The 25,603-nt window shown below is 61.0% G+C and carries 17 protein-coding genes; 15 read left to right on the forward strand and 2 right to left on the reverse strand.

Annotation, left to right across the window (positions count from 1 at the left end):
* Positions 1-224 precede the first annotated feature (224 nt).
* From ygeW to BSP75_RS03285, 7 genes are all read left to right on the forward strand, one after another.
* Positions 225-1,412 (forward strand): knotted carbamoyltransferase YgeW, encoded by a 1,188-nt coding sequence (ygeW, locus tag BSP75_RS03255; protein ID WP_058051514.1) that lies wholly within the window; start codon positions 225-227, stop codon positions 1,410-1,412.
* Between the two features lie 137 nt (positions 1,413-1,549).
* Entirely contained in the window at positions 1,550-2,749 is a 1,200-nt protein-coding gene (dpaL, locus tag BSP75_RS03260; RefSeq protein ID WP_075112199.1) for a diaminopropionate ammonia-lyase, read from the forward strand.
* A gap of 126 nt (positions 2,750-2,875) precedes the next feature.
* Positions 2,876-4,093: a YgeY family selenium metabolism-linked hydrolase gene (locus BSP75_RS03265; RefSeq protein ID WP_058051512.1), complete on the forward strand. Its 1,218-nt coding sequence runs from the start codon at positions 2,876-2,878 to the stop codon at positions 4,091-4,093.
* Positions 4,094-4,212: 119 nt separating this feature from the next.
* Complete coding sequence (gene hydA / locus BSP75_RS03270; protein ID WP_075112200.1) at positions 4,213-5,634, forward strand: dihydropyrimidinase; 1,422 nt, start codon at positions 4,213-4,215, stop codon at positions 5,632-5,634.
* A gap of 56 nt (positions 5,635-5,690) precedes the next feature.
* Positions 5,691-6,623: a carbamate kinase gene (gene arcC / locus BSP75_RS03275; protein WP_075112201.1), complete on the forward strand. Its 933-nt coding sequence runs from the start codon at positions 5,691-5,693 to the stop codon at positions 6,621-6,623.
* Positions 6,624-6,847: 224 nt separating this feature from the next.
* A complete protein-coding gene (locus tag BSP75_RS03280) occupies positions 6,848-7,771 on the forward strand; it encodes a DMT family transporter (RefSeq protein ID WP_075112202.1) in 924 nt (307 codons plus the stop codon).
* Between the two features lie 160 nt (positions 7,772-7,931).
* Positions 7,932-9,017 carry a calcium/sodium antiporter gene (locus tag BSP75_RS03285; RefSeq protein WP_075112203.1) on the forward strand — a complete coding sequence of 362 codons (1,086 nt, stop codon included), beginning with the start codon at positions 7,932-7,934 and terminating at the stop codon, positions 9,015-9,017.
* A 108-nt stretch (positions 9,018-9,125) separates the two neighbouring features.
* On the opposite strand, the gene yqeB is transcribed toward BSP75_RS03285, so the two are convergent.
* Entirely contained in the window at positions 9,126-10,718 is a 1,593-nt protein-coding gene (gene yqeB, locus BSP75_RS03290) for a selenium-dependent molybdenum cofactor biosynthesis protein YqeB (protein ID WP_075112204.1), read from the reverse strand.
* A 27-nt stretch (positions 10,719-10,745) separates the two neighbouring features.
* Positions 10,746-11,594, reverse strand: a complete 849-nt coding sequence (gene yqeC / locus BSP75_RS03295; protein WP_075112205.1) for a selenium cofactor biosynthesis protein YqeC — start codon at positions 11,592-11,594, stop codon at positions 10,746-10,748.
* A 1-nt stretch (position 11,595) separates the two neighbouring features.
* Between yqeC and mocA the strand changes: the two genes are divergently transcribed.
* From mocA to BSP75_RS03335, 8 genes are all read left to right on the forward strand, one after another.
* Positions 11,596-12,243: a molybdenum cofactor cytidylyltransferase gene (gene mocA, locus BSP75_RS03300; RefSeq protein WP_290439298.1), complete on the forward strand. Its 648-nt coding sequence runs from the start codon at positions 11,596-11,598 to the stop codon at positions 12,241-12,243.
* 320 nt (positions 12,244-12,563) lie between these two features.
* A complete protein-coding gene (gene ygfK, locus BSP75_RS03305) occupies positions 12,564-15,686 on the forward strand; it encodes a putative selenate reductase subunit YgfK (RefSeq protein ID WP_075112207.1) in 3,123 nt (1,040 codons plus the stop codon).
* Between the two features lie 30 nt (positions 15,687-15,716).
* The gene (gene ssnA, locus BSP75_RS03310; protein ID WP_075112208.1) at positions 15,717-17,045 is read left to right on the forward strand and encodes a putative aminohydrolase SsnA; all 1,329 of its coding nucleotides are present in this window, start codon (positions 15,717-15,719) and stop codon (positions 17,043-17,045) included.
* An 80-nt stretch (positions 17,046-17,125) separates the two neighbouring features.
* The gene (gene ygfM, locus BSP75_RS03315; RefSeq protein ID WP_075112209.1) at positions 17,126-17,902 is read left to right on the forward strand and encodes a molybdopterin-dependent oxidoreductase FAD-binding subunit; all 777 of its coding nucleotides are present in this window, start codon (positions 17,126-17,128) and stop codon (positions 17,900-17,902) included.
* Complete coding sequence (locus tag BSP75_RS03320) at positions 17,899-20,796, forward strand: molybdopterin-dependent oxidoreductase Mo/Fe-S-binding subunit (protein ID WP_216219137.1); 2,898 nt, start codon at positions 17,899-17,901, stop codon at positions 20,794-20,796. Before ygfM ends, BSP75_RS03320 begins: the two co-directional genes overlap by 4 nt.
* A 95-nt stretch (positions 20,797-20,891) precedes the next feature.
* Entirely contained in the window at positions 20,892-22,415 is a 1,524-nt protein-coding gene (locus BSP75_RS03325; RefSeq protein ID WP_075112210.1) for a nucleobase:cation symporter-2 family protein, read from the forward strand.
* 52 nt (positions 22,416-22,467) lie between these two features.
* A complete protein-coding gene (gene guaD, locus BSP75_RS03330) occupies positions 22,468-23,784 on the forward strand; it encodes a guanine deaminase (RefSeq protein WP_042657405.1) in 1,317 nt (438 codons plus the stop codon).
* 398 nt (positions 23,785-24,182) lie between these two features.
* Positions 24,183-25,484 carry an NCS2 family permease gene (locus BSP75_RS03335; protein ID WP_253186607.1) on the forward strand — a complete coding sequence of 434 codons (1,302 nt, stop codon included), beginning with the start codon at positions 24,183-24,185 and terminating at the stop codon, positions 25,482-25,484.
* Positions 25,485-25,603 lie beyond the last annotated feature (119 nt).

The raw sequence follows: 25,603 nt of genomic DNA on the forward strand, positions 1-25,603 counted from the left end.
CTCACCTTTTTATGGAATAAACCGCTGAAATAGTCGCCGCTTTTGTGCTCTGCATCACACACTTTCGCCATTTATTAATATCTTCCTGCATTTTTGTAGTTTGGCACGCTTATTGATTGCCTTACATCGACGCTAACCGATGAGCTCACCCACAACCGGGATGCTGGTGACATCGTGAGTGAAAGGGGAGCTATCCATATCTCATCCAATGATTGGGGCGAACGATGAAAGCAGTTAACGAATTAATCAAAGAGATCAGAGCACTCAAATCCAACCTGCATGAAAAAGATTTTCTGCTGACCTGGGAGCAAACTCCTCAGGAGCTGGAGCTGGTATTGAAACTGGCCGAATCCCTCAAGACCCTGCGCGCCGAAAATATCTCTACCAAACTGTTTAATAGCGGGCTCGGTATCTCGGTTTTCCGCGATAACTCCACCCGAACCCGCTTCTCTTACGCCTCCGCCCTCAACCTGCTCGGTCTGGCCCAGCAGGATCTGGATGAGGGTAAATCCCAGATCGCCCACGGCGAGACCGTCCGTGAAACTGCCAACATGATCTCCTTCTGTGCCGATGCCATCGGCATCCGTGACGACATGTTCCTCGGTGCCGGTAACGCCTATATGCGTGAAGTGGGCGCGGCACTGGATGAAGGGTTCGAGAAGGGCGTGCTGCCCCAGCGTCCGGCGCTGGTCAACCTGCAGTGCGACATTGATCACCCGACCCAGTCGATGGCTGATCTCGCCTGGTTGCAGGAGCACTTCGGCAGCCTGGAGAGCCTCAAGGGCAAGAAGATTGCCATGACCTGGGCCTACTCCCCGAGCTACGGCAAGCCGCTCTCCGTGCCGCAGGGCATCATCGGTCTGATGACCCGCTTTGGCATGGACGTGACCCTGGCCCATCCGGAAGGGTATGACCTGATCCCGGACGTGATCGAAGTGGCCAAAGAGAATGCCAAGGCCTCCGGCGGCAGCTTCCGTCAGGTCACCTCCATGGAAGAGGCGTTCAAGGACGCCGATATCGTCTATCCCAAGTCCTGGGCCCCCTACAAGGTGATGGAGCAGCGCACCGAGTTGCTGCGTGCCAATGACCACGCTGGCCTCAAAGATCTGGAGAAACACTGCCTGGAGCAGAACGCCAAGCACAAGGATTGGCACTGCACCGAGGAGATGATGAAGCTCACCAAGGGTGGCGAAGCGCTCTATATGCACTGCCTACCCGCCGATATTTCCGGCGTCTCCTGCAAAGAGGGTGAAGTGACCGAAGGGGTATTCGAGAAATACCGTATCGCCACCTACAAAGAGGCGAGCTGGAAGCCCTATATTATCGCCGCCATGATCATGGCCCGTAAATTCTCCGCCCCGGCAGAAACTCTGGAGAATCTGATTAAAGAGGCGCAAAAGCGGGTGAAATAAATAACAGCAGGGCAGGGTGAATATTCATCCTGCCCACGCTGTCGAATCCATTATTTCGAGTTTTCTCCCCGTGGTATCTGAATAACGGATCTCCCGGCGAGACAGCTCTTTGTCAGGTAACGCCTAGTGAGGTAAGCATGTCCCAATTTTCGCTGAAGATGGATATTGCCGATAACCGCTTTTTTACCGCCGAGCCATCACCGCTGTTTTCCCGTGTTGAAGCACAAAAGGCTCGCGCTTTTCATAAAAAACTGGCCGGTTATGAACCGACCCCATTGTGCGACCTGAAAGATCTGGCCGCCTATATCGGGGTGAAAAATATATTGGTCAAGGACGAGTCAAAGCGCTTTGGCCTTAATGCCTTCAAGATGCTGGGTGGCGTTTATGCCATCGCCAACCTGCTCTGTGAAAAATACGGGGTGGCCATCGAGGATTTCTCCTTCGATCTCATCAAACGCACTATCAAGGAGCCGATGACCTTCGCCACCACCACGGATGGCAACCACGGTCGCGGCGTTGCCTGGGCCGCCAAGCAGGTGGGTCAGCATGCGGTGGTCTACATGCCCAAGGGCTCGGCGCAGGAGCGGGTGGATCACATCCTCAACCTCGGTGCCGAGTGCATCGTCACCGACATGAACTACGACGATACCGTGCGCCTGACCATGAAGATGGCCGAAGAGCGCGGCTGGCACATAGTGCAAGACACCGCCTGGGAGGGTTACACCAAGATCCCGACCTGGATTATGCAGGGTTACTCCACTCTGGCCGACGAAGCGGTCGAGCAGATGCAGGCCATGGGCATCAAGCAGCCCACCCACGTGCTGCTGCAAGCCGGGGTCGGGGCGCTGGCGGGCGGTGTGCTCGGTTATCTGGTGGACTGCTTCGGGGCGAAAAACCTGCACAGTATCGTGGTCGAGCCGGATCAGGCCGACTGCATCTACCGCTCCGGTGTGGCGGGGGAGATGGTCAACGTGGGGGGTGACATGCGCACCATCATGGCCGGTCTCGCCTGCGGTGAACCCAATCCGCTTGGCTGGCCGCTGCTCAAGAGCTGCACCACCCAGTTCATCTCCTGCCACGACAAGGTGTCGGCGCTGGGCATGCGGGTGCTGGGCAACCCCCTTGGCAATGATCCCCGCATCATCTCCGGCGAGTCTGGCTCGGTCGGCACCGGCGTGCTGGCTGCGGTGCGCCACCACCCTGATCGCGCGGCGCTGATGGAGCGTCTCGGGCTAAGTCGCGACTCCGTGGTGCTGATCATCAACACCGAAGGGGACACCGATGTGACCCACTACCGGGAAGTGGTGTGGGAAGGCAAACATCCGGCCTGCGAGTAACTCCGGCTGCGAGTAAGCAACCACGAATCAAAGAACTGATCGCGCCTCGCCAACGGGGTGCGGTAACGGGCACAGGGCGCTGCCGATGAACAGGCCGCGCACTCTCAGTTGTTATGGAGAATCACAATGAGCAAGCAAATTCCGTTTGAAATGGTGTTGGAGAAGGCCTATCAGTACAAGGCCGAGATGAGTCAGTTCCTGCGCGACATGATCGCCATCCCGAGCGAGAGCTGCGATGAAGAGCGCGTGGTGCTGCGCATCAAGCAGGAGATGGAGAAGGTTGGTTTTGACAAGGTCGAGATCGACCCCATGGGCAACGTGCTGGGCTATATCGGCCACGGCCCGCACCTGATCGCCATGGATGCCCACATCGATACCGTGGGTGTCGGCAACCGCGCCAACTGGACCTTCGACCCCTATGAGGGGATGGAAGATCACGAGATCATCGGCGGTCGCGGTGCCTCTGACCAAGAAGGCGGCATGGCCTCCATGGTTTATGCCGGCAAGATCATCAAGGATCTGGGACTGGAAGACGAGTACACCCTGCTGGTGACCGGTACCGTGCAGGAAGAGGATTGCGACGGTCTGTGCTGGCAGTACATCATCGAGCAGAGCAAGATCCGCCCCGAGTTCGTGGTCAGTACCGAACCCACCGATTGCCAGATCTACCGTGGCCAGCGCGGCCGCATGGAGATCCGCGTCGAGGTGCAGGGCGTCAGCTGCCACGGCTCTGCGCCGGAGCGCGGTGACAACGCCATCTTCAAGATGGGCCCGATCCTCGGTGAATTGCAGGAGCTGAGCCACAACCTCGGTAACGATGACTTCCTCGGCAAGGGCACCCTGACCGTCTCCGAGATCTTCTTCACTTCGCCAAGCCGCTGCGCCGTGGCCGACAGCTGCGCCGTCTCCATCGACCGTCGTCTGACCTGGGGCGAGACCTGGCAAGGTGCGCTGGACGAGATCCGTGCCCTGCCAGCGGTAAAAGCCGCCGGTGCCGAGGTCTCCATGTACCAGTACGATCGTCCGGCCTATACCGGTCTGGTCTACCCGACCGAGTGCTACTTCCCGACCTGGAAAGTGGAAGAGGATCACATCACCGTCAAAACCCTCTCCAAGGCGTACACCCAGCTGTTCAACAAGGCGCCGGTGGTGGACAAGTGGACCTTCTCGACCAACGGGGTCTCTATCATGGGTCGCCACGGCATTCCGGTCATCGGTTTTGGCCCGGGTAAAGAGCCGGAAGCCCACGCGCCGAACGAGAAGACCTGGAAAGAGCATCTGGTCAAGTGCGCCGCCATGTACGCCGTGATCCCCATGCTCTATCTGGCCGAGCTGGACAAGTAAGGGGGCTGCCGGGCGGTGACTGCCATCGCCGTCCGGCTGTGGCAAGTGTGGCAAGTGCCCCGTCTGTGTTGAGGCGGGGCCTTGCTGTTTGAAGGGAAGAGACATTCGAGGTGGTGGGGATGAAACGGCTGATCAAGAACGGCGTGCTGGTCGATGCACAGGGTGAATATCGTCAGGATCTGCTGATCGAGAACGGGGTGATCCGTGCCCGTGCCGCCGATATCCAGCCCGATGGCGAGACCGAAGTGATCGATGCCAGCGGCTGTTACGTGATGCCGGGCGGTATCGACGTCCACACCCACTTCAACATCGATGTCGGGATTGCCCGCAGTTGCGATGACTTTTTCAGCGGTACCCGTGCCGCCGCCTGTGGTGGCACCACCACCATCGTCGATCACATGGGATTTGGTCCGGCGGGGTGCAATCTGCATCACCAGCTGGCCCGCTATCACGACTACGCCGCCGATCAGGCGGTGATCGACTACAGCTTTCACGGCGTGATCCAGCATGTGGATGACGCCATCCTCCACGAGATGGCCGCCATGGTGCAGGAGGAGGGGATCAGCAGCTTCAAGCTCTATCTCACCTACCAGTACAAGCTGGGGGACCATGACGTGCTGCGTGCCCTGGCCCGCCTCAAAGAGGTGGGGGCGCTCGCCACCGTCCATCCCGAGAACGATGCCGCCATCGCGGTGCGCCGGGCGGCCCTGCTGGCTGCCGGTCACCATGAGCCCTGGTATCACCCGCAAAGCCGCCCGCTGGAGTGCGAAGCCGAAGCGGTGGCCCGGATGATCAATCTGGCGGGGCTCGCTGGCAATGCGCCGCTCTATATCGTCCACCTTTCAAACGGACTGGGACTGGAGTATCTGAAACTGGCGCGCCGTCAGGGTCAGCCGGTCTGGGTGGAGACCTGCCCGCAATATCTGCTTTTGGATGATTCCTGCTACTACCGGGAGAACGGGGTCGACTATCTGCTCAGCCCGCCGCTGCGCGGGCGCAGCGAGCAGGACAAGCTGTGGGTCGGCGTCGCTGCGGGCGACATCGACACGGTGGCGACCGATCACTGCAACTTCTCCCACGCCCAGCGCATGACCCTGTCAGGCGGAGATTTCAGCCTCTGCCCCAACGGCTTGCCCGGGGTCGAGAACCGGATGTTGCTGCTGTTTGCCCACGGGGTGCTCGGCGGGCGCATCTCGCCGTCGCGCTTCGTGGCGCTCACCAGCGCCAATTCGGCGCGCCTGTTTGGCCTCTGGCCGCGCAAGGGCAACGTGCAACCGGGGGCCGACGCCGATCTGGTGCTGATGGATCCCCGTGGCGAGACCCTGATCCGTCACGCCGCCCTGCACGACAACGGTGACTACAGCCCCTACGAGGGGATGCGCAGCCCCGGCCAGATCAGGATGACCCTCAGTCGTGGCGAGATAGTGGCCCGCGATGGCGAATTTACCGGGCAACGGGGGCATGGACGCTTTTTGGCGCGGGCACCCTTTGATCCGCTGCTGGGCGCGGCGGCCCAAGAACAACCATCAGCACAGCGATAGACAGAACAACCGAGCCGGTATGACACCGGCCCACCTTTATCATCGGAGAGCACAAGATGAAACAGCGTATCGTACTGGCCCTGGGGGGCAACGCTCTGGGCAACAACCTGCCCGAGCAGATGAAGGCGGTGCAGAGCACGGCGCACACCATCGCCGACCTGATCGCCCAGGGGCACGAGGTGGTGGTCACCCACGGCAACGGGCCGCAGGTGGGGATGATCCAGCAGGCGTTCGAGGTGGCGGCCCGCCACGAGCCAAAATCCCCTCATCTGCCGATGTCGGTTTGTGTGGCCTTGAGTCAGGGTTATATCGGCTATGACCTGCAAAACGCCCTGCGCGAAGCCCTGCTGGAACGTGGCATCCACAAGCCGGTCGCCACTCTGGTGACCCAGGTTGAAGTGGATAAAAACGATCCCGCCTTCCTCGACCCCAGCAAGCCCATCGGCGGCTTCTTCAGCAAGGAGGAGGCCGAGGCGCTGATGGCCAAGGGCGAGCGGCTCAAAGAGGATGCCGGTCGTGGCTATCGCCGGGTGGTGGCCTCCCCCAAACCTATTGACATCATCGAGAAGGAGACCGTCTCCGCCATGCTGGCCGCCGGTCAGGTGGTGATCACCGTCGGTGGCGGTGGCATTCCGGTGCTACGGGAGGGCAATCACCTGCGCGGCGCCAGCGCGGTGATCGACAAGGATTGGGCCAGTGCCAAGCTGGCGGAACTGATTGACGCCGACATGCTGATCATCCTCACCGCGGTGGAGAAGGTGGCCATCAACTTCGGCAAGCCCGATGTGCAGTGGCTCGATCAGCTGAGCGTGGCCGATGCCAACAGCTTTATCGCCCAGGGGCAGTTTGCCAAAGGCTCCATGCTGCCCAAGGTGGAGGCGGCGCTCTCGTTCGCCACATCCTTGCCGGGGCGCAAATCCCTCATCACCCTGCTGGAGAAGGCAGCCGAGGGGATCGCAGGCAAGACCGGGACCGTGATCAGCCTGTAGCGTGCTGCGCGATGACGGGTTGATAGACAGGGGGCCTTGGCCCCCTGCTGTTTTTGGCTCGGGCGCTGCCGTGGCTGAGGTCGATTTGCTCACAGGCAATTTGCCCATAGGCTATTCGCCCGTAGGGAATGGGCAGCCCGCCAGCACAGGGGTAAGATAGCCACCCCGATAAGGGTTGGCCCATCGGAACAAAAGGCGAAAGGCAGAGCAATGCGTGGTGTGAGATGAGTGGAAAGATCAATATGGCGGCGCTGGGGGGACTGGTCCTGCTCACCGCCATCTGGAGTTACAGCTGGATCGTGATGAAGCAGGTGATGCTCTACGCGGGGGCCTTCGAGTTCACCGCCCTGCGCTGCCTGTGCGGTTCATTGGTGTTGTTGCTGGTGTTGGCCCTGCGCGGGCGCCGTTATCTCAAACCCACCCCGTTTCGCTATACCATGGCCATCGCCTTGTTCCAGACCTGCGGCATGGTGGGGTTGGCCCAGTGGGCCCTGATCAGCGGCGGGGCGGGCAAGGTGGCCATTTTGAGTTACACCATGCCGTTCTGGGTGGTGATCTTCGCGGCGCTCTTTCTCGGTGAGCGGATGCGCAAGCTGCACTATCTGGCGGTCGGGGTGGCGGCCTGCGGGTTGCTGCTGGTGATCCAGCCCTGGCAGTTGCATTTGGATTCCATGAAGAGCGCGCTGCTGGGGATTGCCTCCGGCATCTGCTGGGGGATCAGCGCCATCATCGCCAAGCGGATGTATGCCCGCCATCCCGGGGTGGATCTGATGTCCCTCACCACCTGGCAGATGATCTACGCAACCATAGTGATGGCACTGGTGGCGGCGCTGGTGCCGGAGCGCCCCATCGACTGGCAGCCCTACGTGATGGGGGCGCTCGCCTATAGCGCTATCTTCGCCACCGCCATCGCCTGGAGTCTCTGGCTGTTTGTGTTGAAAAAACTGCCAGCGGGGATTGCCAGCCTCAGCACCCTGGCGGTGCCGGTGACCGGTGTGCTGCTCTCCTGGTGGCTGCTTGGGGAAAATCCGGGGCCGGTGGAGGGGAGCGGCATCGCCCTTATCGTACTGGCGTTGTTGGTGATTAGCCGCAAGGGCAAGCGCTCCGTGGTATCGGTGGCGGGGGAGACCCGTATCAAGCACGGTTGAGTGGTGACAGGCTGGCCAGTGGCACGATAAATGGCACTCAAAAGAGCCCGCGACAGGGAACCTGCCCCTCGTTACAATGGCGTTACATAGCTGTGTTGATGCGCAGGTATTTGATTCATTGTGATTATTTCAACAAACGTAACGGCAAGGATGAAACCGTATGATGACGCTGGTGTGGTTGGCCGTGGGGCTGGTGTGTCTGGTGATGGGGGCCGAATCTCTGGTGCGGGGGGCGGCGCGCCTTGCCACCATGATGGGCATCTCCCCGTTGGTGGTGGGATTGACCATAGTGGCCTTTGGCACCAGTGCCCCCGAACTGGCGGTGAGCATACAGTCGGGCCTCGAGGGGCAGGCGGGGATCGCCGTGGGGAACGTGGTCGGCAGCAATATCTTTAACGTGCTGTTTATTCTCGGTATCTCGGCCTTGATCGTGCCGCTGGTGGTCTCCCAGCAACTGGTGCGCTTCGATGTGCCGCTGATGATCGCCATCTCGCTGCTGGTGCTGCTGTTTGGTTGGGATGGCCGTATTTCAGCCTTTGAAGGAGCGCTGCTGTTCGCCGGGGTCGTTGCTTACACCGCGTTTCTGTTTGTGCAGAGTCGCCGCGAAACCAAGGCGGTACAGGCAGAATATGAGCAGGAGTTTGGCCAAAAAGAGCCCGAGACGCCCCACAGCTTGCCCCGCAATCTGCTCTTTATCGTGGCGGGATTGGGGATGTTGATCCTGGGTTCCCGGCTGCTGGTCAGCAGCGCGGTGGAGATTGCCCACTACTTCGGGGTAAGCGATCTGGTGATCGGCCTCACCATCGTAGCCGTCGGCACCTCACTGCCGGAGGTGGTGACCTCCATCGTCGCTGCCCTGCGCGGGGAGCGGGATATCGCGGTGGGCAACGTGGTCGGCAGCAATATCTTCAATATCCTCTGCGTGCTGGGACTCACCTCCATGGTGACGCCGGGCGGGCTCGAAGTGTCGGCCACCGCCCTGCAATTCGATATTCCGGTGATGATTGCGGTGGCGCTCGCCTGCCTGCCCATCTTCTTTACCGGTTACACCATCGCCCGCTGGGAAGGGGCGCTGTTTCTGGCCTACTACATCGGTTACACCAGCTGGCTGATCCTGCACGCCACATCCAGTCCGCTGCAAGGTCAGTTCAGTGCGGCGCTGACCGGTTTCGTGCTGCCGCTGACCGCTATCACTCTGACGGTGTTGGCATATCGTGCCTGGCGTTTGCAACGAACCCAGCCGTGACGCAGATTTCCCTGAGGTAAAGGGAGCGGCATCAACCGACCGGCCGAAAAAAGCCCCACCATCACGGTGGGGCTTTTGCTTGGCGCTGAGGGGGGACGCGCAGAGCCTTTATTGGCGCTGGGCCAGATGCATCATGGCTTCCAATACGGCGCCGCCGATAGCGCGAGCCTTGTCAGAGACGGTGGTGGCATCGGCGCGTTCGCCGCGCGGATCGATATCGCCAATCTTGAAGCCGACTGGTACGTCGATGCCATCGCTGAGCAGTCCCCGCACCATGCCCGAGAGCGGCGCGATAATGGGGGCATCCCCCACATGGGCAATCACATCCCCCTCCTGCACCAGATCGCCGAGCTTGATCAGGCTCTTCATCACGCCGGGGGCGGGGGCGCGCACCACCCGGCGGGCGGAGTGCCCCTCGATCACCCCGGGAATGCCGGTGTTGGGCTGGGCGGGGCCCTGATAGATGACCCGCCCCAGATGGTGGCCGCGGTTGGTCTCGATCACCGCATCGCAGTCGCGCCCCGCCTCAAAACCCGGGCCAAGGGCGACTGTGATGGGTGCCATCTCCTTGTGGGTGCCGAGGTTCTGCTTGGCCAGGATGGCATCCACCAGATAGCGCGGTTTGAGCTCGGTGAGGGTGGCGCACTCGGGGTCAACCAGCAGCGGAATGATGCCCCGATCCAGCTGCTCGAACGCCTGCTCGACGCTCTCGACCCGCTTGGCACGCACTCCCTCGACACTGGTTTCACCGTCAAACATCCCTTGCGCGAAGGCGACGGTGCGGCGGATCACCGTGGGCTTGTCGAGATCCAGCATCACCACCTTGAAGCCCGCATTGTGCAGCCGCAACGCGACGCCGGTGGCGATATCGCCGGAGCCGCGCATCACCACCAGTTGATCCCGCTTGAGGCGCACATCGTCCTGCATCAGGCCACCCGATTTGCCGTTTTTCACTTGAAGCAGCTCGGCGAGGATACTGATGGCGATCTCCTCGGGGGTCTCGGCACCGATGTTGTAGCCGATGGGAGCGTGCAAGCGCTGCAGTTGCTCCTGACTCACCCCTTGCTGGCGCAGGGCCTGGGTAAAGGTCTGCACCTTGCGCTTGCTGGCGAGCAGCCCCAGATAGGCGAGGGGACGGCTTATCAGCCGCTCCAGCGCCTCTTTGTCCTGATGGTTGGTGGCGATGATGACGAAGTTGGCGGGCTCGATGGCCAGCGCCTCAATCACCGCGCTGATGGTATCGGCCTGTTTGAGATGGGTGCCGGCGGGGAAGTGTTCGGGGTTGAGGCTCCCTTCAAAGCAGTCGCCCACATGGATATCAAAACCCAGCGGCGCGGCGGCATGGGCCAACGCCCGGTTGACGTGGCCGGCGCCGATCAGTACCAGACGGGGGCGCAGGCCGTAGACATCGATATAGACCGACATGGCGCCGCCACAATCCGACCCCACCGCATGCTCGCCATTGCGGGCCATCCGGCCGTGGAAGATGCGCGGTTTGCGCTCGGCAATGGCGGCCACCGCCTCTTCGATCACCAGCCGTTCAATCATGCCGCCGCCGATGGTGCCGAGGATCTGGCCATCGGCCATCACCAGCATCTGGGCCTGATGGCGGGGCGTGGAGCCGCGGCTCTCGATGATCTGGGCAATGGCAAACGGAGTGTTCTCCTGTTCCAGTCGGGCTGCGTGTGAAAACAGATTCATAAGGTACCTCTTCTTATCCTTAAATCATCATGGGCGAGGCGGCTGTGCCTCATCCTGAGCGAAGTAGCCGAGTGCGTGGCGAATGGGCTGTGGCTCGCGAACCGCTCCCTGCCAGATGGCGTGGAGCTCGGGGTGCCGGGCCAGCAGGTTTATCAATGGCGGTAGCCATGACGGCTCATTTTGATAATCGCCATTGATAAACCAGATCCGGCGCGCCGTGGCCGGGGTGCCCTTGAACACCCCCTGAGGGTGGGAGAGCAGCTTGTGAAACAGCGCCCAGTCGAGCGAGTCACCGGCCTCTATCCCGCACAGGGCCTGGAATTCGGCCCAGCGGTGGATCTGCTGCGGGTCGGCCTTGGCCCCCACCATGGCGCCGCCCGTCAGGGCGATCACCCAATCACTGCTTTGGGGAATGCAAGGTTCGTGCAAAGCGGGCACTTTCAATAACTTGTGATTGGCGCCATCCGCTTCGACCAGGATGAGATCGAAGCGCTGCTGCCCCTTGATGAGATCAATCTGCTGGGGCGTGGGGCCCGCCACCTTGCCGCTGGCCTGATCGATATGGCTGAACAGGGCGACCAGGGTCGGCTCATCGGGCAGTTGCTGACAGCGGGTCAGCTGGCGGACGGGATCGGCTTCCAGGATCAATTCCCGATAGTGTGACGGGGCAGGCAGAAACATCCGGGTGGTGGTGGTAATCAGCACCCTTTTACCCTGTTTATAAAAATATTCCGCCAGCCAGAACAGGGTGCTGGTTTTTCCACCGGCCCCGCAGAGGCTAATTAAGGTAGTATGGCTATCAATATTTTTGGTGAGCGGGTTTAATAGCGAATCTATATCTGGAAATGCGACAGCAACAGCGTGTGGGTGCGACATAATGACGACCAAAATAAATATCGAAGGGAGTGGAAAACAACGTTGCCAGGAACAAGTGCAGTGTGACTGTATAATAACGGCGGCGGGTTTATCTTCCCGAATGGGTACCTGGAAAATGATGCTACCTTATTGCCAGGGGACAATGCTTGATGCAAGTCTCAAAAATGCCCTGGCCTTTTGTCAGCGGGTTATTCTGGTGGTGGGCCATCGTGGCGAGGAGCTTCAAGAACGCTACCTTGAGCGGCCGGATATTGTTGTCGTCCACAACCCCGACTATCGGCAGGGGCTGGGCAGCTCCATCCGCTCTGCCCTGGCGGCCAGTGACGCTGACTACCTCTTTATCAGCCACGGGGATCTCCCCTGTATCCCGCGCGAGGTCTATCAACAGCTCTGGCTGGCACGGGGCTGTGAGGCACTCTTTCCCACCTGGCAGGGGGAGGCGGGCCATCCGGTGTTGCTGCCCAAATCCCTTGCCCGCGAGCTGGCAACGGCCCCGGTGCAGTCGTCGGTACGGCGCTGGTTGCAAGGGCATCCCCACCGTATGGTGCCGGTCGACAGCCCCGCCATCCTGTTTGATGTGGATACCCCGGAGCGCTATCAGGCGCTGCTGGGCGGTGCGCTGGAAAAGGAGATCGAGCGCGCGAAATAACCCTGTTTTAAAAAGATAACGGGGAGATAAATGGCGTATCAAAGTGATATTTCTCGCACTTGATCTGATAGGGCGAGTTCTTTTTAATCAGCGCATCAAGTAAATTTCAGAGTGATTGATAACTACTCGCAACACCCATAATGGTGGCATCGTAAATTCTCTCCATTAATTGGAGCTGTCTCACGCTTTCACCCTAAAAAATAGTTTTGTGGCTGGTGTGGCCTGATAGTTGCTCCTCTCCTTGCCAAGGGGTAAAGCCCGTGCGGGATACCCCATTTATTCATGCTGCCAATGGGCAGAACAGCTGCAAGGAGATTGCCATGGGCGATATTATGCGACCCGTTCCGTTCAAGAACCTTCTGACCCGTATTTTCGCGGAATATAAAGAGAGTCAGAGCATTTTCGGTATTCCCGCCGCGCAATTCTATCGCAAGCAGGACGAGCGCAAGATCAAGGTGTTCGGTGAAACCTGCGAAACCCCCATCGGTCCGGCGGCTGGCCCCCATACCCAGCTGGCCCAGAATATCGTCACCTCCTGGCTGACCGGCGGGCGCTTTATCGAGCTCAAGACGGTGCAGATCCTGGACCGTCTCGAACTGGAAAAGCCCTGCATCGATGCCGAGGATGAGTGCTTCAACACCGAGTGGTCTACCGAGTTCACCCTGCCCAAGGCGTTTGACGAGTATCTGAAAGCCTGGTTTGCTCTCTATCTGCTGGAGGAGGTGTTTGACCCGCGCCTCGACGGAGAGGCCAAGTCCTTCATCTTCAACATGAGCGTGGGTTACAACCTCGATGGCATCAAACAGCCACCGATGCAGCAGTTCATCCACAGCCTGATGGATGCCAGCAGCAATCCAAAATTTGCCGAGTATCAGCAGGTGCTGCGCGAGCTGGTGGCCGACGAGCAGTTTATCGCCGAGTTGGGACTGGGTGCTCGCCGCGATCGCCTGCAACAGCTGGTAGATCGTATCCCGGCCAATCTGGTGCACGGCGTCACCCTCTCTACCATGCACGGCTGCCCACCGAACGAGATTGAGGCCATCTGCCGCTACATGCTGGAAGAGAAGGGGCTAAACACCTTCGTCAAACTGAATCCGACCCTGCTGGGCTACCCGCGGGTGCGCGAGATCCTCGACACCTGTGGCTTTGATTACATCGGTCTGAGCGAAGAGTCGTTCGATCACGACCTCAAGCTGGATCAGGCCAAGGCGATGCTGACCCGATTGATGGCGCTGGGTGCCGAGAAGGGGCTCACCTTCGGGGTCAAGCTGACCAACACGCTCGGGACTATCAACCGCAAGGGGGCGCTGCCCGGCGATGAGATGTATATGTCCGGCCGTGCGCTGTTCCCGCTCTCCATCAACGTGGCCGCCGTGCTGTCACGCGCCTTCGATGGCAAGCTGCCCATCTCCTACTCGGGTGGTGCCAGCAAGTTCAATATCGCGGAGATCTTCGAGACCGGTATTCGTCCCATTACCATGGCCACCGACCTGCTGAAACCGGGTGGCTACCTGCGCCAGATCGAGTGCCTCAAAGAGATAGATGCGTCGGGCAGCTGGGGCATGAGTCAGGTGGATGTGGCCAAGCTGGAAGCGCTTGCCGCCAAGGCGCTCACCATGGATTACACCCAGAAGGAGTGGAAATCCGACGATCGTATCGAAGTGGGCGGCGGTCTGCCGATGACCGATTGCTACGTGGCGCCCTGCGTCACCGCCTGCGCCGTGCATCAGGATATCCCCGAGTACATTCGCCTGATGGGCGAGGGGGAGTATGTCGCTGCCCTTGAGCTGATTTATCAGCGCAACGCCTTGCCCGCCATCACCGGCCATATCTGCGATCACCAGTGTCAGTACAACTGCACCCGTCTCGATTACGACAGCCCGCTCAATATCCGCGAGCTGAAAAAAGTGGCGCTGGAGCGCGGCTGGGAAGGGTACAAGGCCCGCTGGCACAAGCCGGCAGGCAGCGGTGACAAGCACCCGGTTGCGGTCATTGGCGCGGGTCCGGCCGGTCTCTCCGCCGGTTACTTCCTGGCCCGAGCCGGTCATCCGGTCACCGTGTTCGAGCGCGAAGCGGATGCCGGTGGCGTGGTCAAACACATCATCCCCGAGTTCCGCATTCCGGCCGAGCTTATCCAGCACGATATCGACTTTGTCGCCGCTCACGGGGTCAAGTTCGAGTTTGGTTGCGATCCGGCGCTCACCGTCGACAAGCTGCACGCCCAGGGCTTTAGCTATGTCTTCGTCGGCATCGGCGCCGACAAGAATGGCGGCATGCGTCTCGAAGGGGGTCATGATCGGGTCTACAAGTCCTTCAACTTCCTGCGCAGCTTCAATCAGGGCAAGCCGCTGCAGCTGGGCCGCCATGTGGCGGTGATCGGCGCCGGTAACACCGCCATGGATTGTGCCCGCGCCGCCCTCAAGGTGCCGGGTGTCAGCGATGTGACCGTGATCTACCGCCGCAGCGAGAAAGAGATGCCCGCCTATCGCGAGGAGTATCTGGAAGCGGTGGAGGATGGGGTACGTTTCTGCTTCCTCACCAATCCGGAGCGCTTTGACAAAGATGGCAAGCTCACCGTGCGGATGATGGCGCTGGGGGATCCTGACGAGCAGGGCCGCCGCCGTCCGGTGCCCACCGAGCAGACCGAAGTGATGCAGATGGATGCGCTGATCACCGCTATCGGCGAGCAGCCTGATTGCGAAGTATTGAAAGCGATGGGCATTCCCCTTGGCAGCGATGGCTGGCCGGAGGTGGATAGCCAGACCGGCGAAACCAGCCGTCGCAACGTCTTCCTGATCGGTGACGTGCAGAGCGGCCCATCCTCCATCGTTGGTGCCATCGGCGGTGCCCGCCGCGCCGCGGATCGGGTGCTGGCCCGCGAGCATATCGCTGGCAGTCAGGCCGAGGTCTCAATCCAGCCGTCGGGCAAGGACGAGATCTACCGTCGTAAGGGCAGCATCGCCGTCACCCTGGTTGACAAGAGCGAGCGGGAGGCCTTCGTGGCGCAAGAGGCGCACCGTTGCCTCGAGTGCAACTACCTCTGCAGCAAGTGTGTGGATGTCTGCCCCAACCGGGCCAACGTCGCCATCGCGGTGCCGGGCTTCAAGGATCAGTTCCAGACCCTGCACCTGGATGCCTACTGCAACGAGTGCGGCAACTGCGCCCAGTTCTGCCCGTGGCAGGGCAAGCCCTATCAGGACAAGGTCACCATCTTCAGCCTGCCCGAGGACTTCGACAACAGCCGCAACCCCGGTTTCTATCTGGCGGATGGTGGCAAAGGGGAGGGCGAGCTGCGGGTGCGTCAGGGTGGCGAGACCTACCGTCTCACTATCGATGCGCAGAGCCGGATCAAGGATGCCCCCGAGGTGCTCGCAGACATGTGCCGCATCATCAGCCATGTCCACGCCCATCACTACTACCTGCTGGGGGCCGTCGAGGTCTGAGCGAATAACGAATAAGCGAAGGAGCAAACCATGTTTATTCTGAAAAACATCACCGCCGTCCAGCTGGAGCCGACCCGGGTACTGGAAGGGGTGGATATCGCCATCGAAGGCACCCTTATCAAAGCGGTAGGGCCCAATCTGCGGGCCCTCTACCCGGAGGCCAACTATCGGGAGATGGGGGGCAAGCTGGTGATGCCGGGCATCGTCTGTGCCCACAACCACTTCTACTCCGGCCTGTCGCGGGGGATCATGGCCAACATCGCCCCCTGCCCGGATTTTATCTCTACCCTGAAAAACCTCTGGTGGCGGCTCGATCGGGCGCTTGATGAAGAGTCCCTCTACTACAGCGGCCTCATCTGCTCGCTGGAGGCGATCAAGAGCGGTTGCAGCGCGGTGATCGACCACCACGCGTCGCCCAACTTCATCAAGGGTTCCCTGAATGTGCTGCGCAAAGGGTTTGTGGAGGCGGGTCTGCGTGGCATGACCTGCTTCGAGACCACGGATCGCAACGGTGGTCTGGCCGAACTGCAGGCCGGGGTGGAGGAGAACATCCTGTTCGCCCAACAGATCGATGCGGCCAAAGCCAAGGGGAACGAACCTTATCTGGTGGAGGCCCATATCGGCGCTCACGCTCCCTTCACCGTGCCCGACGAGGGGCTGGCCATGCTGCGCGAAGCGGTGCAGGTCACCGGTCGCGGTCTGCATATCCATGTGGCGGAAGATAGATACGACATGGCTCATGGTCACCATCACTATGGCAAGGAGCCGATTGCCCGTTTGGACGAGTTTGGCCTTATCGACAGCAAATCCTTGGTGGCCCACGGCATCTACCTGAGCCCGTCCGACATCGAACTGCTTAACAGCCGCGATGCCTTCCTGGTGCACAACGCCCGCTCCAACATGAACAACCACGTGGGCTACAACATGCATCTGCCGGAGTATCGCAATCTGGCGCTTGGCACCGACGGCATCGGCTCCGACATGCTCGAAGAGCTCAAGTTCGCCTACTTCAAGCACAAGGATGCCGGCGGCGCGCTGTGGCCCGACAGCTTTGCCCGCTTCCTCTGGAACGGCAACACCTTGCTGGAACGTAACTTCGGCGCCAAATTTGGCCGCCTGGAGCCCGGCTACAAGGCCGACCTCACCATCTGCGACTACGACGCGCCGACCCCGCTGGCGCCGCGCAACCTCGGTGGCCATCTCGCCTTCGGCATGGGCTCTGCCAGCGTCAACAGCGTGATGGTGGAGGGGCGCATGGTCTATCAGGACCGCGAGTTCCCGTTCGATGTCGCGCCCCTTTATGAGCAGGCCAGCAAGGTGGCGAGCCGCCTGTGGCAACGGATGGATCAGCTGGCCTAAGGCCACCTTCCACAGTTTTGGACCGGATTGCCCGCCCTGTGGATCACCCCGGCGGCGGGCAGCAAGAGTAAGGACGACACATGATTGAGCAATTCTTCCGACCCGAGCAACTGGGTCAGGCTTTGGAACTCAAGGCCAGCTTCGGCAACGACGCCGTCTACATGGGGGGCGGCAGCAAGCTTAACGCCGCCCCGACCCGCACCGACAAGAAGGTCGCCATCTCGCTGGAGAAGCTGGGGCTTGACCAGATTGAGCAGCAGCACGGCCAGCTCCATATCGGCGCTACCGTCACCCTGCAGACCCTGAAAGAGGATCCCCGTACCCCGGCCGCCCTGTGCGAGGCGCTGGGGTTTGTCTACTCCCGTCATCTGCGCAATCAGGCCACCATCGGCGGCGAACTTGCCTGCCAGCAGCAGGACTCCCCCTTGCTGCCGGTGCTGCTGGTGCTTGAAGCGGTCGTGGTGCTGGAGAACAACCTGCTACAACCCATCGACGCCTATCTGGCGGGTCAGCGCAATGCCCTGGTGCTGGGGATTGTGCTGCCGGAGCCTGAACTGCGCTGCGCCACTCGCCGCATCAGCCGCAACGCCGATGGCCTGGCGGTGATGACTGCCGCCGTGGCCCTCGACAGCATTGGCGAGATGCGGGTGGCCGTCGCTGGCGTCACCCCGCACCCGATGCGTCTGCGGGATCTGGAGCGCCGCTCCTTGCACGATGCCGCGCTGGAGGCCGCCGTGAGCGAGCTGATTTCGCCCCGTGAGGATTTGGCGGGCAGCGTGAGTTACAAGCGGTATATCACTGGCGTGGTAGTGGCGGATCTGCTGGTGGACTGCCAGCAGCAGGAGGTGCAAGCATGATGGAACTCAACTTTACCCTGAACGGTGCCCTGCGTACCGTCATCTGCAAGGCCGGTGACAATGCCCAGCGGGTGCTGTTCAATCAGTGCCGGATGCACTCGGTGCGCAACAGTGACGACGGCTTCGGTTTCGCCGGTTCCGACGCCATTCTCTTCAACGGCAAGGTGATCAACGCCTCCCTGCTGATCGCCGCCCAGCTGGAGGGGGCGCAGGTGCGCACCGCCGAGTCGCTCGGTAGCTGGAACCAGCTCAGTCTGGTGCAGCAGGCGATGGTGGATGTGGGTGTGGTGCAGTCCGGTTACAACGATCCGGCCGCGGCGCTGATTGTCACCGACCTGCTTGATCGCCACCCCAACCCCACCCGTGATCAAATCGACGATGCGCTCTCGGGCCTGTTTCACCGCGATGGCGGTTACCAGCAGTTCTATCAGGCCATCGAGCTTGCCTGCTCACGGATGAAGGATCCCGATTACCTGTGCCAGATCGCCCCGGAGTTTCGCGACGACCTGCGCCATATCGGCAAGAGCTGCCCGAAAGTGGACGCCGCCAAGATGGTGCAGGCCAAGCCCTGCTACGTGGAGGATCGGGTTACCGACGATGCGCTGATCATCAAGATGCTGCGCAGCCCCCATCCCCATGCGGTGATCACCAAACTCGATGTGAGCCGCGCCGAGGCGCTGCCGGGTGTGGTGCACGTCATTACCTATCTCAACTGCCCGGATGTGTTTTACACCCCGGGTGGCCAGAGTGCCCCCGAGCCGTCACCGCTCGATCGCCGCATGTTCAGCCGCAAGGTGCGTCACGTCGGTGATCGTGTCGCCGCCGTGGTGGCCGAGAGCGAAGCGGTCGCGCTGGCAGCCCTCAAACTCATCGAGGTCGAATATCAGGTGCTGCCTGCGGTCATGAACATCGATGAAGCGATGGCCCCCAATGCCCCGCTGGTGCACGACGAACCCATCATCTACATGGCTGGTGCCCCTGCGGATCTCGAGCAGCAGAACGCTTGCTCGGTACGCCGTGGCGACGAGCACATGATCATCAACTTCCCCATCGGCTCCCGCCCGCACGAGAACCTGGCCGCCAGCGTCCATGGCCAGATCGGTGATGTGGCAAAAGGCTTTGCCGAGGCGGACGAGATTGTCGAGCGCACCTACGAATCGACCCAGGCCCAGCAGTGCCCGACCGAGCCGCACATCTGCTTCACCTATATGGATGGGGATCGTCTGGTCATTCACGCCTCCACCCAGGTGCCGTGGCACGTGCGCCGTCAGGTGGCGCGCATTGTCGGCCTCAAGCAACATCAGGTGCATGTGATCAAGGAGCGGGTAGGGGGCGGCTTTGGCTCCAAGCAGGATATCCTGCTGGAAGAGGTGTGCGCCTGGGCGACCAAGGTCACCGGCCGTCCCGTCACCTTCCGCTATACCCGTGAAGAGGAGTTCATCAGCAACACCTCCCGCCACGTGGCCAAGGTGAAGGTGAAAGTGGGGGCCAAGAAAGATGGCACCATTACCGCCATCGAGATGGATTTCCGCGCCAACACCGGCCCTTACGGCAACCACTCCCTGACGGTGCCAAGCAACGGCCCGGCGCTCTCTTTGCCGCTCTATCCGTGCGACAACGTGCGCTTTACCGTCAATACCTACTACAGCAACATCTGCCCGACCGGCGCCTATCAGGGTTACGGTGCGCCCAAGGGCAACTTCGCGCTGACCATGGCCATTGCGGAACTGGCCGAGAAATTGGGGATCGATCAGCTCGACATGGTGGAGCACAACCGGGTGCACGAAGGGGACATCCTCAAGGTGCTGGGTGCCATCGGTGAGGGCAAGATGCCGACCTCTGTGCCGCATGCGGCCAGTTGCGCCCTCGAGCCCATTCTCAAGCAGGGTCGCGAGCTGATTGCCTGGGACAGCCCCAAACCCGCTGACGGGGATTGGCGCATCGGTCGTGGCGTCGCCATCATCATGCAAAAATCGGGGATCCCGGATATCGATCAGGCCAACTGCATGGTCAAGCTGGAATCGGACGGCACCTTTATCGTCCACTCCGGTGGCGCCGATATCGGCACCGGCCTCGATACCGTGGTGGCCAAGCTGACCGCCGAGGTGCTCGGTTGCCCGCTCAGCGATGTGCATGTGATCTCCGGTGACACCGATCACGCCCTGTTCGACAAGGGGGCCTACGCCTCGTCCGGTACCTGCTTCTCCGGCAACGCGGCCAAGATGGCGGCCGAGAACCTCAAGGCGAAGATCCTGTTCCATGGCGCCGCCATGCTGGGTGAGCCGGTGGAGGATGTGGAACTGGTTCACCCGGGTATCGTGCGCGGCAAGCAGGGGGAGGTGACCCTCGCCAAGCTGGCCCACAAGGCCGAGACCGGTACCGGCTTCGGCATTCTGGTAGGCACCGCCAGCTACATCACCTCTGAGCTGGCCTTCCCGTATGGGGCCAACTTCGCCGAGGTGGCGGTCAACGTCAGAACCGGCGAGATCCGGCTCGACAAGTTCTACGCCCTGCTCGACTGCGGTACCCCCATCAACCCGGAACTGGCCCTCGGCCAGATCTACGGGGCGACCATGCGGGCCATCGGCCACACCATGAGCGAGGAGATCTGCTACGACAGCAAGGGCATCCCGCTGACCCGGGATCTGAAGAGCTATGGCGCGCCCAAGATTGGCGACATTCCCCGCGATTTCCGGGCCTTCCTGGTACCGAGTGATGACAAGGTCGGCCCCTACGGCGCCAAGTCCATCTCGGAGATCGGGGTGAACGGTGCGGCGCCTGCCATCGCCACCGCCATCCATGACGCCTGCGGGGTCTGGCTGCGCAAGTGGCACTTCACGCCGGAACAGATCCTGCGCGAACTGGGCAAGCTGGAGCAAAAAGTGTCGGCATAACAAAAGAAAAGGTGAGGGGCGGGTGAACGCTCGCCCCCAGCGCCTGACGGCGGAATGAGTACTCCGCCTCCATTCTGTGTGATGGGACAAATACGATGTCTAAAACAACACGCAAGCACTCTGATCTTATTTACGAGCTGGAAGACAAACCCCCGTTTTATCAAACCCTGATGGGCGCAGTGACCCATCTGCTGGCGATTTTTGTTCCCATGGTGACCCCGGCGTTGATTGTCGGCGGCGCCCTGGGCCTCTCCACCGAGACCACCGCGTATCTGGTCTCCATGGCGATGATCGCCTCCGGTATCGGCACCTGGCTGCAGGTGAATCGTTATGGCCCCATCGGTTCGGGGCTGCTCTCCATCCAGTCGGTCAACTTCTCCTTCGTGACCGTGATGATCGCCCTCGGCGGCGCCATGAAGAAAGATGGTATCCACGAGGAGCTGATTGTCTCGACCCTGCTCGGGGTCTCTTTTGTCGGCGCCTTTCTGGTGATGGGCTCCTCCTTCGTGCTGCCCTATCTCAAGCGGGTGATCACCCCGACCGTGAGCGGGGTAGTGGTGCTGATGATTGGCCTGAGCCTGATCAAGGTGGGGATCATCGACTTTGGCGGCGGCTTCTCCGCCATGAGCAGCGGCACCTTCGGCAAATACGAGAACATCGGGCTGGGGCTGCTGGTGCTCTGCGTTATCGTCGCCTTCAACTGCAGCCGAAGCCCCCTGCTTCGGATGAGCGGGATCGCTATCGGTCTGATGGTGGGTTATGCGGTGGCCCTGATGCTCGGCATGGTGGATTTCTCCGCCCTTGAGAACCTGCCGCTTATCACTGTGCCGATCCCGTTCAAGTACGGTTTCTCCTTCGATTTTCACGCCTTTCTGCTGGCGGGCACCATCTATCTGCTGAGCGTGCTGGAGGCGGTAGGGGACATCACCGCCACCGCCATGGTCTCCCGGCGGGAGATCCAGGGCCCCGAGTTTCAAAAACGGCTCTCCGGCGGCGTGCTGGCCGACGGTCTGGTCTCGGTGATCGCCTCGGCACTCGGCTCCCTGCCTCTGACCACCTTTGCCCAGAACAACGGGGTGATCCAGATGACCGGGGTGGCATCCCGTCATGTGGGCAAGTTTATTGCTGTCATGCTGGTGCTGCTGGGGCTCTTCCCCATCGTAGGGCGCTTCTTTACCACCATACCATCGCCGGTGATGGGGGGCGCCATGGTCATCATGTTCTCCATGATCGCCATCGCCGGTGGTCGCATCATCATCAGTCACGGCTTCGATCGGCGGGAGACCCTGATCGTCGCCACCTCGCTGGGGTTGGGACTCGGCGTCTCCTATGACCCGAACGTCTTCAAGGTGCTGCCAGCCGGGATCTACATGCTGGTGGAGAACCCCATCTGCGCTGGCGGCATCACCGCCATCATCATGAATCTGGTGTTGCCGCAAAGTCGCAAGCGCAAGGCGGCTATCAAGGATGCCGAGGCGGTGGAGGTGATCCAGCTGAGCGACAAACCGGATGTGGTCTTTACCGCCCGCAGTGCGGGCCAGCCATCGGCCAGCAAGGGTGAGGATTCACCAGAGCAAGTGCCCGGGCAAGTGGTGGCGCCACAAGTGGAACGGATCTGACGGTTAAACCGGCAAAAAACGTCAACAGAACAAGAAAAACAGGGAAACGGTTATGAAAAACGACAACTCTGTCAAAGCGGTGCGTGGCAGTTTCTTCGACATTACCCGGGTGGTGGATCAGCCCGAGGAGATTGAGGCCAATGCCCGTCTTATCGAGGATGGCCTGCTGATCATTCGCAATGGCTGCATCGACTGGTTCGGTCAGTGGGAGGAGGGCAAGGATCGCATTCCGGCCGAGGTGCGGGTGCGCGATTACCGCGGCAAGATGATAGTGCCCGGCTTTGTCGATACCCATATTCACTATCCCCAGAGCGAGATGGTGGGGGCTTATGGCGAGCAGCTGCTGGAGTGGCTCAACCGCCACACCTTCCCGGCCGAGCGGCGCTACAACGACCTCGAGTATGCCCGCGAGATGTCCACCTTCTTTATCAAGCAGCTGCTGCGCAACGGTACCACCACGGCGCTGGTGTTCGGCACCGTCCACCCCGAGTCGGTGGATGCCCTGTTCGAGGCGGCGAGCCGCATCAATATGCGGATGATCGCCGGCAAGGTGATGATGGATCGCAATGCGCCCGACTATCTGCTCGATACCGCCGAGAGCAGTTATGTGCAGAGCAAGCAGCTTATCGAGCGCTGGCACGGCAACGGTCGCCTGCTCTATGCCATCACACCACGATTTGCACCCACCTCGACACCCGAGCAGCTGACGATGGCGCGGCGACTGCGCGAAGAGTTTCCCACCACCTATCTGCACACCCATCTGTGCGAAAACAAGGACGAGATCGCCTGGGTGAAATCCCTCTTTCCGGCGCACAAGGGTTATCTCGATGTCTATCACCAGCATGGGCTGACCGGCCACAACTGCGTCTTTGCCCACTGCGTCCATCTGGAAGAGCAGGAGTGGGATTGCCTGAAGGAGACCGGCTCCACCATCGCCTTCTGCCCCACCTCCAACCTTTATCTCGGCAGTGGGTTGTTCAAGCTGCACAAGGCGTGGCGCAAGCAGGTGAAAGTGGGGATGGGCACTGACATTGGCGCGGGCACCACCTTCAACATGCTGCAGACCCTCAACGAGGCCTACAAGGTGATGCAGTTGCAAGGGGAGCGGCTCTCGGCCTATCAGGCCTTCTATCTGGCCACGCTGGGCGGCGCCCATTCGCTGGGGCTGGATGAGAAGATCGGCAGCTTTGCGGTGGGCAAGGAGGCGGATTTCGTGGTGCTCGACCCGGTCGCCACCCCGCTGCAGCAGCTGCGTTATGACAACTCCACCACCCTGCGGGACAAGCTCTTTGTGTTGCTGACCCTGGGGGATGACAGATCCATCTACCGCACCTATGTGGATGGCCAACTGGTACACGAACGGGGGTAGGGGATGGAGGGGGCTGCCTCGGCGCAGCCCCGCGGAATACGGAAGCTGGCGTACTCCAACGGGGGCGCCGGTTCCGCGGCACGACAGGGGTTCTCCCCGCAATAGAAGGTGAAATGGCCCGGTTTTTTGACCAGCAAGGCAAACGTTTGAGTCAAGGCTGCCTCTCCTGGTCGTTCTGCTGACATTGCTGTCGCGTCAGGCTGTCACTGCACAGACTGGGCATCGACAGACCCGCAGATCCTGTCGCCATTTCGTCATGGAACATTCAGGCGCGTGTGAAGGAGTTGGGTATGACCCAAGCAAACAGCAGGACAAACAGCGTGGAACAGCTGGCCAATGATGACGCCAGCCAGAGCGCACGAAAGCAACAGTCGCTCACGGCTCTTGATCGCTACTTTATGATCAGCGAGCGGGGCAGCAATGTCAGACAGGAGGTTCTGGCGGGCCTCACCACCTTCCTTGCCATGGTCTACTCGGTGATCGTGGTGCCAAGCATGCTCGGCAAGGCGGGCTTTCCTCCCGGCGCCGTGTTTGTCGCCACCTGTCTGGTGGCGGGGTTCGGTTCGCTCTTGATGGGGCTCTGGGCCAAGCTGCCGATGGCCATCGGTTGCGCTATTTCCCTCACGGCGTTTACTGCATTCAGTCTGGTGCTGGGGCAGCAGATCCCCATTCCTGTGGCGTTGGGGGCCGTCTTCCTGATGGGGGTGCTCTTTACCGCTATCTCGGTGACCGGGGTGCGTAGCTGGATCCTCGACAACCTGCCGATGGGGATTGCCCACGGCACCGGCATCGGGATCGGTCTCTTTCTGCTGCTCATCGCCGCCAACGGGGTGGGGCTGGTGATCAAGAACCCGCTCGAGGGGCTGCCGGTGGCGCTGGGGGCTTTTACCTCGATGCCGGTTATTATGTCCCTGATCGGCCTTGCGGTGATCTTCGGGCTGGAGAAGCTGAAAGTGCCGGGGGGGATCCTGCTGGTGATCATCGCCATCTCCATCTTCGGCCTCATTTTCGATCCGGCGGTGAAGTATCAGGGGCTGTTCGCCCTGCCGAGCCTCTCGGACGCGCAGGGTCAGTCCCTGATCTTCAGTCTGGATATCATGGGGGCCCTCTCGCCGTTGGTGTTGCCGAGCGTGCTGGCGCTGGTGATGACGGCGGTATTTGATGCCACCGGCACCATCCGGGCGGTAGCGGGGCAGGCCAACCTGCTGGATAAAGATGGTCACATCATCAACAGCGGCAAGGCGCTCAGTGCCGACTCGGTCAGCAGCATCTTCTCCAGTCTGGTGGGGGCGGCCCCGGCTGCCGTCTATATCGAATCGGCAGCAGGCACGGCGGCGGGGGGCAAAACCGGCCTGACCGCGACCGTGGTCGGTGGCCTGTTCCTGTTGATGCTGTTCCTCTCGCCGCTCTCCTATCTGGTGCCGGCCTATGCCACCGCACCGGCCCTGATGTATGTGGGGCTGCTGATGCTGAGCAATGTCACCAAGCTCGATTTCGATGACTTTGTCGGGGCCATGTCCGGGTTGGTGTGCGCGGTCTTTATCGTGCTCACCTGCAACATCGTCACCGGTATCATGCTCGGCTTCAGTTCGCTGGTGATCGGTCGCATCTGCTCGAAGGAGTGGCACAAGCTCAACGTCGGCACCGTGGTCATCGCCCTGGCGCTGGTGCTCTTTTATGCTGGGGGGTGGGCTATTTAGGGATAACCCTCCCGTTTGGGGCCGCACTGGCGGCCCCATTTTTATGGCTATGTCCCAATTACGTGTTGCATGGGGCGCCCCAGCGCCTCATGCAAACACGCTTTGATATTCACGCCCCT

This window comes from Aeromonas sp. YN13HZO-058 (assembly GCF_001921245.1).
GTDB lineage: Bacteria > Pseudomonadota > Gammaproteobacteria > Enterobacterales > Aeromonadaceae > Aeromonas > Aeromonas allosaccharophila.

What these genes read in the sequence shown, in the direction of transcription:
- BSP75_RS03320 (WP_216219137.1), top strand. Translation starts at nt 17,899, where the DNA reads ATGATGGAACTCAACTTTACCCTGAACGGTGCCCTGCGTACCGTCATC.
- yqeC (WP_075112205.1), bottom strand. Translation starts at nt 11,594, where the DNA reads ATGTCGCACCCACACGCTGTTGCTGTCGCATTTCCAGATATAGATTCG.
- yqeB (WP_075112204.1), bottom strand. Translation starts at nt 10,718, where the DNA reads ATGAATCTGTTTTCACACGCAGCCCGACTGGAACAGGAGAACACTCCG.
- BSP75_RS03265 (WP_058051512.1), top strand. Translation starts at nt 2,876, where the DNA reads ATGAGCAAGCAAATTCCGTTTGAAATGGTGTTGGAGAAGGCCTATCAG.
- dpaL (WP_075112199.1), top strand. Translation starts at nt 1,550, where the DNA reads ATGTCCCAATTTTCGCTGAAGATGGATATTGCCGATAACCGCTTTTTT.
- BSP75_RS03280 (WP_075112202.1), top strand. Translation starts at nt 6,848, where the DNA reads ATGAGTGGAAAGATCAATATGGCGGCGCTGGGGGGACTGGTCCTGCTC.
- hydA (WP_075112200.1), top strand. Translation starts at nt 4,213, where the DNA reads ATGAAACGGCTGATCAAGAACGGCGTGCTGGTCGATGCACAGGGTGAA.
- BSP75_RS03335 (WP_253186607.1), top strand. Translation starts at nt 24,183, where the DNA reads ATGATCAGCGAGCGGGGCAGCAATGTCAGACAGGAGGTTCTGGCGGGC.
- BSP75_RS03325 (WP_075112210.1), top strand. Translation starts at nt 20,892, where the DNA reads ATGTCTAAAACAACACGCAAGCACTCTGATCTTATTTACGAGCTGGAA.
- guaD (WP_042657405.1), top strand. Translation starts at nt 22,468, where the DNA reads ATGAAAAACGACAACTCTGTCAAAGCGGTGCGTGGCAGTTTCTTCGAC.
- mocA (WP_290439298.1), top strand. Translation starts at nt 11,596, where the DNA reads ATGACGACCAAAATAAATATCGAAGGGAGTGGAAAACAACGTTGCCAG.
- BSP75_RS03285 (WP_075112203.1), top strand. Translation starts at nt 7,932, where the DNA reads ATGATGACGCTGGTGTGGTTGGCCGTGGGGCTGGTGTGTCTGGTGATG.
- ygeW (WP_058051514.1), top strand. Translation starts at nt 225, where the DNA reads ATGAAAGCAGTTAACGAATTAATCAAAGAGATCAGAGCACTCAAATCC.
- ygfM (WP_075112209.1), top strand. Translation starts at nt 17,126, where the DNA reads ATGATTGAGCAATTCTTCCGACCCGAGCAACTGGGTCAGGCTTTGGAA.
- ygfK (WP_075112207.1), top strand. Translation starts at nt 12,564, where the DNA reads ATGGGCGATATTATGCGACCCGTTCCGTTCAAGAACCTTCTGACCCGT.
- ssnA (WP_075112208.1), top strand. Translation starts at nt 15,717, where the DNA reads ATGTTTATTCTGAAAAACATCACCGCCGTCCAGCTGGAGCCGACCCGG.
- arcC (WP_075112201.1), top strand. Translation starts at nt 5,691, where the DNA reads ATGAAACAGCGTATCGTACTGGCCCTGGGGGGCAACGCTCTGGGCAAC.